The organism is Pseudomonas nicosulfuronedens, from assembly GCF_005877905.1.
Lineage (GTDB): Bacteria > Pseudomonadota > Gammaproteobacteria > Pseudomonadales > Pseudomonadaceae > Pseudomonas > Pseudomonas nicosulfuronedens.
This window is the reverse complement of sequence record NZ_SWDV01000012.1, coordinates 44102-58637: the sequence shown is the minus strand read 5'-3', so window position 1 is coordinate 58637 and position 14536 is coordinate 44102. Positions and strand designations below refer to the sequence as shown.

General features: G+C 67.5%; 13 protein-coding genes. 4 read left to right on the top strand and 9 right to left on the bottom strand.

The window, feature by feature from the left end; genetic code table 11:
• Window positions 1–77 precede the first annotated feature (77 nt).
• Both FAS41_RS12105 and FAS41_RS12100 read left to right on the top strand, forming a co-directional pair.
• Complete coding sequence (locus FAS41_RS12105; RefSeq protein WP_138522500.1) at window positions 78–4394, top strand: DEAD/DEAH box helicase; 4317 nt, start codon at window positions 78–80, stop codon at window positions 4392–4394.
• 57 nt (window positions 4395–4451) lie between these two features.
• A complete protein-coding gene (locus FAS41_RS12100) occupies window positions 4452–5972 on the top strand; it encodes a glycosyltransferase family 39 protein (protein ID WP_138522498.1) in 1521 nt (506 codons plus the stop codon).
• A 12-nt stretch (window positions 5973–5984) separates the two neighbouring features.
• Here FAS41_RS12100 and FAS41_RS12095 read toward each other — a convergent pair whose 3' ends face one another.
• A complete protein-coding gene (locus FAS41_RS12095; RefSeq protein WP_081518014.1) occupies window positions 5985–6302 on the bottom strand; it encodes an Mpo1-like protein in 318 nt (105 codons plus the stop codon).
• Window positions 6303–6446: 144 nt separating this feature from the next.
• Between FAS41_RS12095 and FAS41_RS12090 the strand changes: the two genes are divergently transcribed.
• Entirely contained in the window at window positions 6447–7445 is a 999-nt protein-coding gene (locus FAS41_RS12090) for an AraC family transcriptional regulator (protein WP_138522496.1), read from the top strand.
• A 182-nt stretch (window positions 7446–7627) separates the two neighbouring features.
• Here the strand turns inward: FAS41_RS12090 and FAS41_RS12085 are convergent, their stop codons facing one another.
• Window positions 7628–9082, bottom strand: a complete 1455-nt coding sequence (locus FAS41_RS12085; RefSeq protein WP_138522494.1) for a TrkH family potassium uptake protein — start codon at window positions 9080–9082, stop codon at window positions 7628–7630.
• A 179-nt stretch (window positions 9083–9261) separates the two neighbouring features.
• On the opposite strand from FAS41_RS12085, the gene FAS41_RS12080 reads away from it, so the two are divergent.
• Entirely contained in the window at window positions 9262–9822 is a 561-nt protein-coding gene (locus tag FAS41_RS12080) for a nitroreductase family protein (protein WP_138522492.1), read from the top strand.
• On the opposite strand, the gene FAS41_RS12075 is transcribed toward FAS41_RS12080, so the two are convergent.
• The 7 genes from FAS41_RS12075 to FAS41_RS12045 form a co-directional block, all read right to left on the bottom strand.
• Window positions 9803–10294 (bottom strand): hypothetical protein, encoded by a 492-nt coding sequence (locus tag FAS41_RS12075; RefSeq protein WP_138522491.1) that lies wholly within the window; start codon window positions 10292–10294, stop codon window positions 9803–9805. The genes FAS41_RS12080 and FAS41_RS12075 overlap by 20 nt on opposite strands.
• Window positions 10295–10320: 26 nt before the next feature.
• Window positions 10321–11658 (bottom strand): sensor histidine kinase, encoded by a 1338-nt coding sequence (locus tag FAS41_RS12070; RefSeq protein ID WP_138522489.1) that lies wholly within the window; start codon window positions 11656–11658, stop codon window positions 10321–10323.
• A 93-nt stretch (window positions 11659–11751) separates the two neighbouring features.
• Window positions 11752–12213: a Spy/CpxP family protein refolding chaperone gene (locus FAS41_RS12065; protein WP_138522487.1), complete on the bottom strand. Its 462-nt coding sequence runs from the start codon at window positions 12211–12213 to the stop codon at window positions 11752–11754.
• Between the two features lie 170 nt (window positions 12214–12383).
• Window positions 12384–13061, bottom strand: a complete 678-nt coding sequence (locus FAS41_RS12060; RefSeq protein WP_138522485.1) for a response regulator transcription factor — start codon at window positions 13059–13061, stop codon at window positions 12384–12386.
• Window positions 13062–13074: 13 nt separating this feature from the next.
• On the bottom strand, window positions 13075–13485 hold the full coding sequence (locus FAS41_RS12055) for an SH3 domain-containing protein (protein ID WP_138522483.1): 411 nt from the start codon (window positions 13483–13485) through the stop codon (window positions 13075–13077).
• 107 nt (window positions 13486–13592) lie between these two features.
• Window positions 13593–13892: a YciI family protein gene (locus tag FAS41_RS12050; RefSeq protein ID WP_037011035.1), complete on the bottom strand. Its 300-nt coding sequence runs from the start codon at window positions 13890–13892 to the stop codon at window positions 13593–13595.
• A 1-nt stretch (window position 13893) separates the two neighbouring features.
• A complete protein-coding gene (locus FAS41_RS12045; protein WP_138522481.1) occupies window positions 13894–14481 on the bottom strand; it encodes a septation protein A in 588 nt (195 codons plus the stop codon).
• Window positions 14482–14536: the final 55 nt, after the last annotated feature.

The window sequence follows — 14536 nt, the reverse complement described above, 5'->3', positions numbered from 1 at the left end:
AATGGCTGGCGCGGCCTGCGGCGAGGCGCGATCAGTGGTCCTTGTGACGGGCTTCGCGCACCACCATATTGGTCGGCATGACCGCTCCCCGAACCTCCTCTCGCGCCCAGCGAGCCGATGTGCTGTCCGCTTTCCATCCGGCGGTGGCCGGCTGGTTTCGCGCGCACTTCAAGGCTCCCACCGAGGCGCAGGTGCAGGCGTGGCCGGCGATCCAGGCCGGCGAGTCGACCCTGGTGGCGGCGCCCACCGGCTCGGGCAAGACACTCACTGCCTTCCTCTCGGCCATCGATGCCCTGGTTCGCGAGGGGCTGGCAAACGGTGGCGCGCTGCCGGACCGCACCACGGTGGTGTATGTCTCGCCGCTCAAGGCGCTGTCCAACGATATCCGCATCAACCTCGACGAGCCCCTGGCCGGCATCCGCGCGGCGCTGGTGGACTTGGGCCTGCCGGAGGTGGCTATCCGCACAGCAGTGCGCACCGGCGACACCACCTCCAGCGAGCGCGAAGCCATGCGCCGGCAGGTGCCACACATCCTCGTTACCACGCCCGAATCGCTCTACGTCCTCCTGGGGTCGGATTCCGGCCGCACCATGCTCGCCGGCGCGCGCAGCGTCATCATCGATGAAATCCATGCGCTGGCCGCCAGCAAGCGTGGCAGCCACCTGGCGCTGTCGCTGGAGCGCCTGCAGGCCTTGTGCGAAGCACCGCTGGTGCGCATTGGCCTGTCTGCCACGCAGAAACCCATCGAGGCAGTGGCGGGCTTTCTGGTAGGGCGCCACCAGGCCTGCCGTATCGTCGACATCGGCTACAGCCGCGAGCGTGACCTGAACCTGGAAGTGCCGGCGGCGCCGCTGGAGGCGGTGATGTCCCACGAGGTCTGGGACAAGGTCTACGACCGCCTCGCCGAACTGGCCGGCGAGCACCGCACCACGCTGGTGTTCGTCAACACCCGCCGGCTGTCCGAGCGGGTCACCCGGCATCTGGCCGAGCGCATCGGCGCCGGCTGGGTGGCGGCGCACCACGGCAGCCTGTCCAAGGAACTGCGCCTGGGCGCCGAGCGGCGGCTCAAGGCCGGGCAATTGAAAGTGCTGGTGGCTACCGCTTCGCTGGAGCTGGGCATCGATATCGGCGACGTCGATCTGGTCTGCCAGATCGGCTCGCCGCGCTCCATCGCTGCCTTTCTGCAGCGCGTCGGGCGCTCCGGCCACAGCGTCGGCGGCACGCCCAAGGGACGGCTGTTCCCGACTTCGCGGGACGACCTGATCGAATGCGTGGCGCTGCTCGACAGCGTGCGGCACAACGAGTTGGACGCGCTGAGCATTCCCCACGCGCCGCTGGACGTGCTGGCCCAGCAGATCGTCGCCGAAGTGGCCTGCCAGGAATGGCGCGAAGATGCGCTGTTCGAGCTGTTCACCGCCGCGCAACCCTACGTCGACCTCAGCCGCGAGCAGTTCGACGCGCTGCTGCGCACCCTTGCCGAGGGCTACACCAGCCGCAACGGCCAGCGCGGCGCCTACCTGCACCGCGACGCCGTGCACCAGCGTCTGCGCGGCCGGCGCGGGGCCAAACTCACCGCCGTGACCTCCGGCGGCACCATCCCCGATACCGGCGACTACGCCGTGCTGCTGGAGCCGCAGGGCCTCACGGTGGGCACGGTGAACGAGGACTTCGCGGTGGAGAGCCTGGCCGGCGATGTGTTCCAGTTGGGCAATATCTCCTACCGCATCCTGCGCGTGGAGCCGGGCCGCGTGCGCGTCGAGGACGCCCAGGGCCAGCCGCCGAACATTCCCTTCTGGCTCGGCGAAGCGCCGGGCCGCACCGACGAACTGTCCGCCAGCGTTGCGCGCCTGCGCGGGCAGTTGGATGAATTGCTGGCCCAGGGCGAGCACGACGACGCTCCCTTGCAGCGGGCCATCACCTGGTTGCAGGACGAGCTGGGCCTGAGCGACGCGGCAGCGCGTCAGCTGGTGGAGTACCTGGCCCGCGCGCGCCACGCCCTCGGTGCGCTGCCCACGCAGGAGACGCTGATCCTCGAGCGCTTCTTCGATGAGTCTGGCGGCATGCAGCTGGTCATCCATTCGCCCTACGGCAGCCGACTCAATCGCGCCTGGGGCCTGGCGTTGCGCAAACGTTTCTGCCGCACCTTCAACTTCGAACTGCAGGCCGCCGCCACCGAGGACGCGATCATCCTCTCTCTGTCGACCAGCCACAGCTTCCCGCTGGACGAGGTGTGGCGCTACCTGCACTCCAACAGCGCCGAGCACGTGCTGATCCAGGCGTTGCTCGACGCGCCGCTGTTCGGCGTGCGCTGGCGCTGGAACGCCACCACCGCGCTGGCGTTGCCGCGTTACAGCGGCGGGCGCAAGGTCGCACCGCAACTGCAGCGCATGCGTAGCGAAGACCTGCTGGCCTCGGTGTTCCCCGACCAGGTCGCGTGCCTGGAGAACATCGTCGGCGAACGCGAGATTCCCGATCACCCACTGGTAGCGCAAACCCTCGACGACTGCCTGCACGAGGCGATGGACAGCGAAGGCTGGCTCGATCTGCTGCGTCGCATGGAGCGCGGCGAGATCACCCTGTTGGCGCGCGACCTGCCGGCGCCGTCGCCGCTGGCGGCGGAGGTGCTGTCCGCCAGCCCGTACGCCTTCCTCGACGATGCGCCGCTGGAAGAGCGCCGCACTCAGGCCGTGCAAAGCCGCCGCTGGACCGATCCGGAAAGCGCCGACGACCTCGGCGCGCTGGATGCCGAAGCCATCGACGCGGTGCGCGCCGAGGCCTGGCCCGAAGCCCGCGACGCCGACGAAATGCATGAGGCGCTGACCGGCCTGGGCGGCATCCGCGAGAGCGAGGCTCGATCCAACGAGGGCTGGCCTTTATTGCTCAAGTCATTGGCCAAGGCAGGGCGGGCGACACGCCTGGAGCTGCTGGCGGGTGATGTGTGGGTGGCAGCGGAACGGCTCAGCCAATGGCTTGCCCTGCATCCTCAGGTCGCGATGAAGCCCCGGCTCGATCTGCCTGCGGCACTGCGTGAACCCTGCTCGGCGGACGAGGCGCAGGTCGAACTGGTGCGGGCGCGGCTGACCGGCTTCGGCCCGCGACTGTTGCGTGAGCTGGCGGAAGACCTGGGCATTTCCAGTGGCGATACCGGCTTCGCCCTGGCCAGCCTGGAGCGCGAGGGTTACGTGCTACGCGGTCGGTTCACGCCGGGCACGAGCGAGGAGGAGTGGTGCGAGCGCCACCTGCTGGCGCGCATCCATCGCTATACGGTCAAGCGCCTGCGCCGAGAGATCGAACCGGTGGCGCGGTCGGATTTCATGCGTTTCCTGTTCGACTGGCAGCGGGTATCCGCTGGGTCGCGAGTGCGCGGTGCGGAGTCCCTGGCCGGCGTGCTCAGCCAACTGGAAGGCTTCCAGGCCGCCGCCAGTGCCTGGGAAAGCGACATCCTGCCCAGTCGTGTAGCCGACTACGGAATCAACTGGCTGGACGATCTGTGCCGTGCCGGTCGTATCGTCTGGGCGCGCCTGCCGGGCCGAACCACCTCGAAGGGGCGTGGCGGCCCGCTGAAAAGCACGCCCATCGTGCTGCTGCCGCGTGCGCAGATGGCGCAGTGGAGCGCGTTGAGCGCGGGGCAGGCGGATGCCGAGCTGTCCGCCAAGGCCAGCAAGGTGCTGGAGGTGCTCAAGGAGCACGGCGCGTCCTTCTTCGAAGAGTTGGCCAGTGACAGCCACCTGCTGCGCACCGAACTGGAAACCGTGCTGGGCGAGTTGGTAGCGGCGGGGCGGGTGAATGCCGACAGCTTCGCGGGGCTGCGCGCTCTGCTGATGCCGGCCGCGCGGCGCCATCCGCAGCGTCGCTCGCGTACGCCGCTGTTCGGCATGGCCGATGCCGGGCGCTGGGCACTGCTGCGCCGTTCCACGCTGGAGCCGGGCGCGCGATTGCCAGCGGAAGTGCTCGAACATGTCGCCATGACCCTGCTGCGCCGCTACGGCGTGGTCTGCTGGCGTTTGCTGGACCGCGAGGCCGATTGGTTGCCGCCGTGGCGCGATCTGCTGCGGGTCTACCATCGCCTGGAAGCGCGCGGGGAAATCCGCGGCGGGCGATTCGTCGCCGGGCTGACCGGCGAGCAGTTCGCCCTGCCCGAAGCCGTTGGCCTGCTGCGCGAAGTGCGCCGCCGTGAAACGAGCGGCGATTGGGTGGTGGTCTCGGCGGTCGACCCGCTGAACCTGGCCGGCACCCTGCTGCCGGGACGCAAGGTGCCAGCCGTGAGCGGCAACCGCGTGCTCTATCGCGACGGCGTGCCGGTGGGGGCATTGATTGCCGGGGAGGTGGAGCTGCTCGCGGAGCTGGCGCCGGAAGACCAGGCCCGCGCGCGGGAACTGCTGATCCGCCGGTAAGCCGGGCGCGGCTGACGTACACTCAGCGGCACGGACGTTTCTCCCTGCGAGGCTGTGATGTCTTCCCGCGAGCTCCTGAGTCTGCCGGCCCTGTTGCGCCAGTGGTGGTTCCTGCCGCTGCTGGCCCTCGCGCTGGGCCTGCGGCTGTACGGGCTGACGGGCTCGGCCATCTGGGGAGACGAAAGCTCCAGCCTGTTCCTCGCCCGCTATTCGCCAGTGCAACTCTGGCAGCACGCTGCCCATGACGTGCATCCGCCGCTGTACTTCTACCTGCTGCACCTGTGGACCGCGTTGTTCGGCGAGAGCGCGCTGTCGCTGCGCCTGCTCAGCGCCGTGTTCGGCACGCTGGCGGTCTTCCTCGGTGGCTGGCTGACCTGGAGGATCGCCAGTCGCCGCGCAGCCTTGCTCGCTGTCCTGCTGCTGGCGCTGTTGCCCACGGCGGTGCGCTACAGCCAGGAAGTGCGCATGTATTCCTTGCTCGGCTGCTGGCTGCTGGCGGCAACCCTGGCCTTGCTCTACTGGCGGGAGGAGGGGCGACGGCGCTGCCTGCTGGCCTACGTGCTGCTGATGACGGCGGCGTTCTATACCCACTACTTCAGCCTGTTCGGACTGCTGGTGCACTGGGTCTGGCTGGCGACGCTGCCGAACAGTCCGCTGCGCCGCCGTGACTGGTGGCTGGCCAACCTGGCCATCGCCGTGCTGTTCCTGCCCTGGCTGCCGGGCCTGCTGGACCTGGTTCGCCACATGGAGGTGCTGGTCGCCGGTGGCGACGTGGGCTGGGAGCCGCCGGTGGATGCCCGCTCCGTCCCCTCGATGCTCTGGCAATGGCTGGCACAGTCGGATGGCAATGAGCTGCCCTGGCCACTGTTGGTGGGCGTTCCGTTGCTGGTGGTGGGGGCGATGCTGCTGGTGCTGCGTCGGGATCACAGACGCCAGCGCGCCGGCCTGTTGCTGTCGCTCTACGTCGGCCTGCCGCTGCTGTTGCTGTACGCCGCGTCCTTCATTTCGCCGGTGTTCGTCGAACGCTACCTGACGGCCTTCGCGCTGGGCCTGCCGCTGCTGTTCGCGCTGGCGCTGGACCGCTTGCTGGAGTTGCGGCGGGCGCTGGGAGTCGTGACGCTGGCGACATTGCTGAGCCTGCAAGGCCTGGGACTGGCGCGCGCCTACCAGACAGCCCCGGATGAGCAGTTCGACGGCATGGTCGCCTACGTCAACGCCCATTACCGAGCCGGTGACCGGGTGGTGGTGGACGATATCCTCTGGTACCTGGCGTTCCGTTACTACAACCGCACCGGCAGCGAGCCGCTGCTGTACACCGCGCCGGCGCCGGATGGTTCGTCCGGACGGCCGGGCCGTTACGGTTTCGGCTCGCTGATCGATGATCGCCAGCACAGCTTCGTCGACCGCCTGGCCGACCTGCCCCACGACGAGGGGCGCGTGTGGCTGGTGATGAGCCGCTACAACGACGAGGAGATTCCCGATGTGCCCGCCAACTGGCGACGCATCGCCCAGCATGCCGGCGGGGAAGTGCAGGCGCTGCTGTTCGAGCGCGCGTCGCTGCGTAACGCCGCGCGCTGACCGCTCAATGGCTTAGAAGCGGATGCGCCCGGTGAAGGCATCCTTGAGCATCACCCAGTCGCCCATCAGCGACCACAACGGGTATTTGAAGGTGGCCGGGCGGTTCTTCTCGAACACGAAGTGGCCGACCCAGGCGAAGCCGTAGCCGGCCAGCGGCATGGCCAGCAGCCACAGCCAGTGTCCGCTGACGAGGGCGTAGGCGAGGATCGACAGCACCAGCAGGCTGCCCACGTAGTGCAGGCGTCGGCACACGGCATTGCTGTGTTCCTGCAGGTAGTAGGGGTAGAACTCGGCAAAGCTCTGGAATCGATCGGCGGTCTGGGTGCTCATGGCGCACCTCCTGTTGTTGTGGCGGCCCAGTGTAGGCCGGAGCCGTCGGACTTGCGGATGGCATAGGGGACCAGTTTAGTATCCCCCTGCGCCGCTGGCTGTTCTGCGGTGGCGCCGTTGACCACCATAACCAGAAGAAAACGCATGCCTGAGCGTACGACCCTGTCCAGTTGGGTGCGGGGAATTGTCCAGTCCCTGGAACTGGAAGGCCTCGACAGCCGAGCGCTGTTCGCTGAACTGGGGCTGGATTTTGCTGCCCTCGACGATCCCGATGCGCGCTTTCCGCAGGACGCCATGAGCCGCCTGTGGAACCGGGCCGTGGAGCTGTCCGGCAACCCGGCCATCGCCCTGAACATCGCCCGCGTGCACACGCCGGCGTTCCCGGTGGTGGGCTATGCGCTGATGTCCAGCCGCAACCTGGGCGAGGGGTTCGAGCGCCTGGAGCGCTACCAGCGGATCATCGCCGAGGGCGCCGACCTGACCTTCCGCCGTCTTCCCGAAGGCTGCCTGTACCGCATCGTGGTCCACGGCGACCGTTTGCCAGTGCCACGACAGAGCGCCGAGTGTTCGCTGGCCAGCCTGATCGCCATGCTGCGCTGGATCACCGGGCGGGCCATCAAACCGCTGGAGGTGCGTCTGGCCGGAGACGCGCCGCAGAACGTCGAGCCTTACCGGGAGCTGTTCCAGGCGCCGTTGAGCTTTGGCCATGCCGACTGCGCCATGCTGTTTTCCCACGAAGACATGGCCGCGCCGCTGCCTACCGCCAACGAGGAGCTGGCGCGCCTGCACGATCGTTTCGCCGGGGAATACCTGGCGCGCTTCGTCAGCAGCCGCTTCAGCCACCAGACGCGTCAGGTACTGTGCCGCCTGCTGCCCCAGGGCGAGCCCAAGCGCGAGAGCGTGGCCCAGGCGCTGCACCTGTCCGAACGCACCCTGCAGCGTCGCCTGCAGGAAGAGGGCACCAGCTACCAGCAGTTGCTAGACGACACCCGCCGCGAGCTGGCCCAGCAGTACCTCGCCACGCCGCGCATGACGCTGCTGGAAATCGCCTACCTGCTGGGGTTCTCTGAGCCGAGCAACTTCTTCCGCGCCTTCCGCCGCTGGTTCGGCAAGACGCCAGGGGAGTATCGCGAGGAGTTGTGATTCCTCTGGCGTCAATCGGCTGGTTGTAGGAGCGAGCTTGCTCGCGAACCGCTTGACGCCAGATCAGTAGGATGGGTGGAGCGCAGCGATACCCATGCTGCCCGTGCCAGGGTTGATGGGTATCGCTGCGCTCCACGCCGTGCTACGAGGTGCTCAACCTGCAACCTGGGTTGCAGGGGCGATCAGTGCCGCCAGAACGCCGGAGTGAACAGCACCAGCACGGTGATGATCTCCAGGCGGCCCGCCAGCATGCCGGCGCAGAGCAGCCATTTGGCGGCATCCGGCAGCGAGGCGAAGTTGCCCGAGGGGCCGATGATCGGGCCCATGCCCGGACCGACGCCGGCCACGGTGCTGGCCGCGCCGGTCAGCGAGGTCATCCAGTCCAGGCCGAGGAACGACAGGCCCAGCGCCAGGGCACCGACGGTGGCGCCGAAGAAGAACGAGAAGGTCAGGATCGAACGCACGATCTCTTCGTCCAGGCGATGGCCGTTGTAGCTCTGCTTGATCACCGCGCGCGGATGGATCAGCTGGTAGAGGCTGGCGCGCAGCAGGGTGAAGGCCACCTGGAAGCGGAAGATCTTGATGCCGCCGGCGGTGGAGCCGGAGCAGCCGCCGATGAAGCCCAGGTAGAAGAACAGCATGATCGAGAAGTGACCCCACAGGCTGTAGTCGCCCAGGGCGAAGCCGGTGGTGGTCATCACCGAGGTGACGTTCACTGCAACGATGCGGAAAGCGTCCAGCCAGGGCAGGTCGGAGTTCACCGAGTACCAGGTGCCCATCACCAGCCAGGTGAAGACCAGCAGGCCGATGAAGCCGTGCACCTGGTGGTCGCGGATCAGCGCCTTGCGGTTGCCGCGCAGGGTGGATACGTAGAGCACGAAGGGGATGCTGCCCAGGATCATCACCACCACCGCCACCCAGTGCACCGCGGGCTGGTGCCACTTGGCCAGGGATTGGTCGGAGGTGGAGAAACCGCCGGTGGAGATCGCCGACATGGCGTGGTTGAGCGAGTCGAACAGGCCCATGCCGGCCCACCAGAACGCCAGGGTACCGGCGATGGTGATGGCCACGTAAACCCCGACTATGTACTTGGCCACCATGTGCGAGCGCGGCATGACCTTGTCGGAGCGGTCGGAGGATTCGGTCTGGAACAGGCGCATGCCGCCGATGCGCAGCATCGGCAGGATCGCCACCGCCATGGCGATGAAGCCGATACCGCCCAGCCAGTGCAGCAGCGAGCGCCAGATGAGGATGCCGGGGGACATCCTGTCCAGCCCGGACAGCACGGTCGAGCCGGTGGCGGTGATGCCCGACATGCTCTCGAAGATCGCGTCGGTGAAGCTGATGTGCCGGGCGAACATGAAGGGCAGGGAGGAGAAGAAACAGACGATCACCCAGCTCGATACGGTGAGCATGTACATGTCCCGCGGGCGCAGGTGCACATGTTCCGGGCGACCCGGGATGACCATGCCCAGCCCGCAGGTGAAGGTGATGATCGCCGACCAGATGAACGGGTGCAGCTCGTTGGCGCGGCCGTAATACAGCAGCGTGGCCATGGGGACCAGCATGGCGACCGCCAGGGTGATCACGAAGATGCCGATGATGAATCCGAGAGTACGTAGTGTCGGCAGGGCCATGCGCTGGAGTTCTGGAATGACGGGAACCGGCCATTCTACCTGCCGTCTGGCGAGAGTAAACCGCGTGACTCCGTTCCGCTTTACAAGTTGAGCGGGAAAGGCTGGCGCTGTCTTTGCTGGGAAAATGCGAACCTTTTGCGTCTACAATGGCGGCTTTCGAGATTGACTGGAGGCAGCCCATGGAGGCTCTCGACGCGTTGCTCAACCGTGTGTCCCATGCTCGCCTGAGCGAGCCGGCACCGTCTGCCGAGCAGCTGGACCGCCTGTTCCGCAGCGCCTTGCGCGCCCCGGACCACGGGCAACTGCGCCCCTGGCGCTTCCTCACCGTGGAAGGCGAGGCGCGCAAGGCGCTGGGAGAGCTGTTCGCCCGCGCCGTGGCGGCGAATGAGCCGGACGGCAAGCCCGAGGCGCTGGACAAGGCTCGCGCCATGCCGCTGCGCGCGCCGTTGCTGGTGGTGGCCGTAGCGCGTCTGCAGGATCACCCCAAGGTGCCGGAAATCGAGCAGTGGCTGGCGGCGGGTTGCGCCGCCCACGGCATCATCCAGGCGGCCTACGTCGAAGGATTGGGAGCGATGTGGCGGACCGGCGCCATGGCGTTCGATCCGCTGGTGCGCGAAGGCCTGGGCCTGGCCGAGAACGAGCGCATCGTCGGTTTCATCTACCTCGGGACGCCGATTGGCGAACTGCGCCGCCCGGCGCCGTTGGACCCGGCCGAATTCGTCAGCGCCTGGCGGGGCTGAGCGGCAGTTCCAGGCGAACCTTCCAGCCGCCATGCTTGCCAGGACGTGGGGCGCGCCAGAGCAGGTGCCCGCCCTGCCAGGCGGCCAGGCGTCGCGCTGCAGGCAGGGCTTCCGGCAGCCAGGCCCGCGCCTGTGGGTCGTAGCCTTGCAGATCCAGACGCAGCTCACCGCGTGCTGAACTGAGCGACAGCTCCAACGCAGCATGCGGATGGCGCGCCAGCGCCCCTTCCAGCACGGCGTCCAACGCTTCGCCCAGCGCATCCGGCCAGCTTTCCAGTGGCCAGGTGCCGCTTTGCGGCAGGCTCAGGCGCAGGCCCGGCCAGCGTGCGCGCCATTGCGTGGCGAGGCGCGCCAGTTCCACCGCCAGCACCAGGTACTGCGGATCGTCGTAGGGTTCGCTGCGCAGCAGGGCAGCCGGCGGCAGCGGCCGTTGCAGGGCGGGAATCGGGGTAGCGAAGGCGGGTAGGCTCATGGTGGCTCTCCGAAAATGCGCTCGGTTCAGGCGCCCTGGCGGCGCAGCGGCAGGTCGATGCTGGCGACGAATCCACCCTCGGGATGGTTGCTCAGGCGCAGCCGTCCGTGGTGGCGCTCGATGGCGCGTCGGGCAATCGCCAGGCCCAGGCCATGGCCGGGGCTGCTCTGGTTGGGAGCGCGGAAGAAGGGTTCGCCCAGTTGCGCCAGGTGTTCCTCGCTGGCGCCGGGGCCGTGGTCGCGCACGCTGATGTGCAGGCGTTCGCCGTCGATCCGCGCCTGTACTTCCAGCGGCTGCTCCGCCGGGTTGAAACGCAGGCCGTTGCGCAGCAGGTTGTCGAGGGCGCGTTCGAGCATGTCCGGCCAGCCGTCGAGGGCCAGTTGCGGGGCGATGTCGAGCTGGATGTCCTGTTCCGGGTAAAGCAGTTGCGCGTCGTTGCGCAGGCGCTCGAACAGCGGCAGCAGGTCGATGCGGCTGGTCGGGCCGGGCTCGGCGTCGAGGCGGGCGAGGGCGAGGATTTCGCCGATCAGCGCTTCCAGACGGTCGCACTCCTGCTCCAGGCGCGGCCACATGGCGGCGCGCTGCTCGGGACCGGCACGCTCGGCCAGCGCCAGGGCGATGCGCAGGCGTGCCAGCGGTGAGCGCAGTTCATGGGACACATCGCGCAGCAGCTGGCGCTGGCTGCCAATCAACCCTTGCAGACGGGCGCCCATGCGGTTGAAGTCGCGGGCCAGCACGCCCAGTTCGTCGCCTCGGCGGGCGAGGCGGGCGAGGCTGTCCTGTTGATAACTGGTCTGGCCGAGGTCATGTACGGCGCGGCGCAGGCGGTTCAGCGGGCGGGTGATGGACAGCGTCAGCAGCAGGCTGAACACGGTCAGTACCACCAGCGCGATACCCAGGGCGCTCAGCGGCCACAGCAGGCTGCTGCGGTGCCAGGCCTGCAGCGTCGGATGGGGGATTCGGTAGATGAACAGGTAGGTCTGGTCAGTGCGGCTGCTGGTGTACTCCTGGCTCAGCTGACGCCAGGGGAAACGCGGCATGTTCTCGCGGTCGAAGTTGTTGTCGCGTGGACGCGGTGGGCGCGGCAGGTAGGTGCCGTTGACCAGGCGCTGGCCGGTTTCGTCGAGCACCTGCACCGATAGCTCGTACTGCTGTCGACGACTTTCCAGCAGCTGTTGTGCTGCATCCGGACCCTTGGTTTCGTAGAGCAGGGTCCATTGCTTGGCAATGTCGTGCAGCCCTGGATAACGGGCGATGACCCAGGTGTCCTGGTTCAGGGCGCGGCCCAGCAGGATCGACAGTCCGGCCACCAGCAACAGCGCGAGCCAGAAGGCGGCGAGGATCCGCCAGAAGAGTGAACGCATGGTCTTCCTGTTCAGCCGCATGGTCTATCCGTTGTCAGGCGCTCCACGGCAAGGCGCCGGGTAAGAACCCGGCGCCTGCACTGCCTGGAGCGATCAGTTGGTCTTGGCGCCGTCCTTCTGGGCCTTCCAGGTCTGGAACTCGGCCCATTCGGCCTTGCGTTGTTCACGCTGCTTCTTCAGCTCGTCGAACTTCTTCTGCTGCTCGGGAGTGAGGAGGCCGCGGACGCTGGCGTCGGTCTTGTCGTGGTTGGCCTTGAGCTCTTCCTGCATGGCCTTGCGGTCGGCCTCGGGCAGCTTGTTCCAGTATTTCTCGGTGATGGCGCGGCGATCTTTCATCGAGTCGCCCATCAGCTTGCCGATCTGCTGGCGCTGGTCCTGGGTCAGGTTCAGTTCGCGGAACGGGCCGCCGTGGTCGCCACGCTGGCCGTGCATGCCCGGGCCATGGTCTTTCATGAACGGGGCCGGCGGCGGAGCGTCGGTCGGCGCGGGAGTGGCCGCCAGCGCGACAGTCGGCAGGGCGGCGGCGATCAGCAGGGCGGTCAGGGTCTTGCGCATGGTGTTTCTCCTTTCAGGGGCCGGTCGTTACCGGATGAGCCCAGTCTAGGGTCGGCAAGGTCAAGGGCGGTCAGTCCCACGTAAAGCTTCGGTAAAGATTACGTGAAGCCCTGCTGGAATCTTTACGAAGCCCGGACCAGAGCGGTCCGGGCGTTCTTGATGGTGAAGGTTCAGGCGGCGTAGAAGTAGCCGCGCCCGCGCAGGGCGAGGATGCGCGGGCGGCCGTCGGGGTGGCTGCCGAGCTTCTTGCGCAGGTTGCTGACGTGCATGTCCAGGCTGCGGTCGTACAGGGTCAGCTTGCGGCCCAGTGCGAGCTGCGCCAGCGCCTGTTTGTCCAGCGGCTCTCCCGGCTGGCGCAGCAGGGCCTCGAGGATGCGGCTTTCGGAAAGGGTCAGGCTGATTTCTTCAGCACCGATGGTGGCCACGCCGCGCGACAGGTTCAGCGCCAGGTCGCCCAGTTCCAGTTGCGCGGCGGGTTGAGCCGGGTGGATGCGGCGTAGCACGGCGCGCAGGCGAGCGGTCAGCTCGCGGGGGTCGCAGGGCTTGGCCAGGTAGTCGTCGGCGCCCAGTTCCAGGCCGAGGATGCGGTCCAGCGGCTCGCCACGGGCGGAGAGCATCAGCACCGGCAGGTCCGGGTGGTCGCTGCGCAGCGACTTGAGCAGTTCCAGGCCGCTGCCGTCGGGCAGCATGACGTCGAGCACGACCGCGTCCGGCGCGCGGCTGCCCAGCGCGGCGCGGGCCTGCGCACCATCGTGGGCGGCGCGGATGCTGAAGCCTTCCTGGGTCAGCCAGGTGGTCAGCAGTTCGCAGAGTTCGACGTCGTCGTCGATCAGCAGCAGTTCACTCATGAAGAGGCTTCTTTCAGTTGATCCATTCGCGGCGCGAGCGGCGGCGGCCACGGCTCAGCATACCCAGGACGAACGCCAGCAGGGCGGTGCCGGCACCGGTCACGTACCAGGTCTGCTGCTCGCTGAGCAGGCGCGGCGGCTGGTTGGCCTGGGCCTCGCGCAGTTGCAGCTTCAAGCGCTGGTTTTCCTGGGTGAGGCGGGCGATGCGGGCTTCGTCCTGGCTGTTATCCGGGTTGGCCAGTTGGGCGGCCAGTTCGGCACGCTGCCGTTCGCTTTCGGCCAGGCGCTGCTCCAGGTCAGGATTGGCGGCCGGCGGTTGCGCTGAAGGTTGGACAGCGCTTTGCGCCGGTTGCTCCGTGACGGGCTCTTCGGCGAGGGCAGGCAGTGGCAGGGCGAGGCAGGCGAGCAGGGGCAAACGGCGCATCGGGACTCCTTGTTCGATGATGTGCCGCCGTCCATGGCCATCCCGGCGCTGTCCGGCTGCGATGCCCCGTGGCGCTCCGTGCCTCGGGGTGCAACGCTCGCGCGCTGTTAGGGCAGGACTTTCTTGAACGGCTTGACCACGACTTCGGCATAGACGCCGGCGGCGCGGTACGGGTCGGCGTCGGCCCAGGCTTGTGCGGCAGCCAGGGAGTCGAACTCAGCGACGATCAGGCTGCCGGTGAAGCCGGCGGCGCCCGGGTCGTTGCTGTCGATGGCCGGGTGCGGGCCGGCCAGTACCAGGCGGCCTTCTTCCTTCAGCTGCTCCAGGCGTGCGATGTGCGCGGGACGGGCGGCCAGGCGGCGTTCTTGGGAAGCGGTGATATCACGGGCAATGATCGCGTAGAGCATGTCAGTCCTTGGGTTTTTCGCCGGTAGGTTCATCGTGCATGTGGCGGGCCAGGAACACGCCCTGGCCGATCAGGAACAGCAGGGTCATGCCCAGGCTGCCAAATAATTTGAAGTCCACCCAGATGCTAGGGAAGGTGAAAGCGACGTACAGCTGGGCAAACCCGCAAATCAGGAAGAACACTACCCAGGCGATATTCAGCTTCGCCCAGAGGGAATCGGTCAGGTGCACCGCGTGGCCCATGATGCGCTGGATCAACGGGCGGTCACCGACGAAGTGGCTGCCGGCAAAGGCCAGGGCGAACAGCCAGTTCACCACCGGCGCCTTCCACTTGAGAATGGCGTCCTGGTGGAGGGCGAGAGTTAGGCCACCGAACACGAGGCAGGCGCCAAAGGTCAGCCATTGTGCCTTATCAAGCCTGCGTTGGATGACCAGCAGCGCGCCGTAGACCACGATTGAGGAGGCGATCAGCATGGCGGTTGCGGTGTAGATCGGCTCGAAGGTATGGCCAGCGAACTGCACCTCCGCCGGAGCCATCTTGTAGACGATGAAGAAGAGAATCAGGGGAATGAAATCGATGAATTGCTTCATTACGGCAGCCAGAGCCCAGTAGAGCCGGCATAATACCAACCTGCGGATGAACTGA

What these genes read in the sequence shown, in the direction of transcription:
- FAS41_RS12105 (WP_138522500.1), top strand. Translation starts at nt 78, where the DNA reads ATGACCGCTCCCCGAACCTCCTCTCGCGCCCAGCGAGCCGATGTGCTG.
- FAS41_RS12100 (WP_138522498.1), top strand. Translation starts at nt 4,452, where the DNA reads ATGTCTTCCCGCGAGCTCCTGAGTCTGCCGGCCCTGTTGCGCCAGTGG.
- FAS41_RS12095 (WP_081518014.1), bottom strand. Translation starts at nt 6,302, where the DNA reads ATGAGCACCCAGACCGCCGATCGATTCCAGAGCTTTGCCGAGTTCTAC.
- FAS41_RS12090 (WP_138522496.1), top strand. Translation starts at nt 6,447, where the DNA reads ATGCCTGAGCGTACGACCCTGTCCAGTTGGGTGCGGGGAATTGTCCAG.
- FAS41_RS12085 (WP_138522494.1), bottom strand. Translation starts at nt 9,082, where the DNA reads ATGGCCCTGCCGACACTACGTACTCTCGGATTCATCATCGGCATCTTC.
- FAS41_RS12080 (WP_138522492.1), top strand. Translation starts at nt 9,262, where the DNA reads ATGGAGGCTCTCGACGCGTTGCTCAACCGTGTGTCCCATGCTCGCCTG.
- FAS41_RS12075 (WP_138522491.1), bottom strand. Translation starts at nt 10,294, where the DNA reads ATGAGCCTACCCGCCTTCGCTACCCCGATTCCCGCCCTGCAACGGCCG.
- FAS41_RS12070 (WP_138522489.1), bottom strand. Translation starts at nt 11,658, where the DNA reads ATGCGTTCACTCTTCTGGCGGATCCTCGCCGCCTTCTGGCTCGCGCTG.
- FAS41_RS12065 (WP_138522487.1), bottom strand. Translation starts at nt 12,213, where the DNA reads ATGCGCAAGACCCTGACCGCCCTGCTGATCGCCGCCGCCCTGCCGACT.
- FAS41_RS12060 (WP_138522485.1), bottom strand. Translation starts at nt 13,061, where the DNA reads ATGAGTGAACTGCTGCTGATCGACGACGACGTCGAACTCTGCGAACTG.
- FAS41_RS12055 (WP_138522483.1), bottom strand. Translation starts at nt 13,485, where the DNA reads ATGCGCCGTTTGCCCCTGCTCGCCTGCCTCGCCCTGCCACTGCCTGCC.
- FAS41_RS12050 (WP_037011035.1), bottom strand. Translation starts at nt 13,892, where the DNA reads ATGCTCTACGCGATCATTGCCCGTGATATCACCGCTTCCCAAGAACGC.
- FAS41_RS12045 (WP_138522481.1), bottom strand. Translation starts at nt 14,481, where the DNA reads ATGAAGCAATTCATCGATTTCATTCCCCTGATTCTCTTCTTCATCGTC.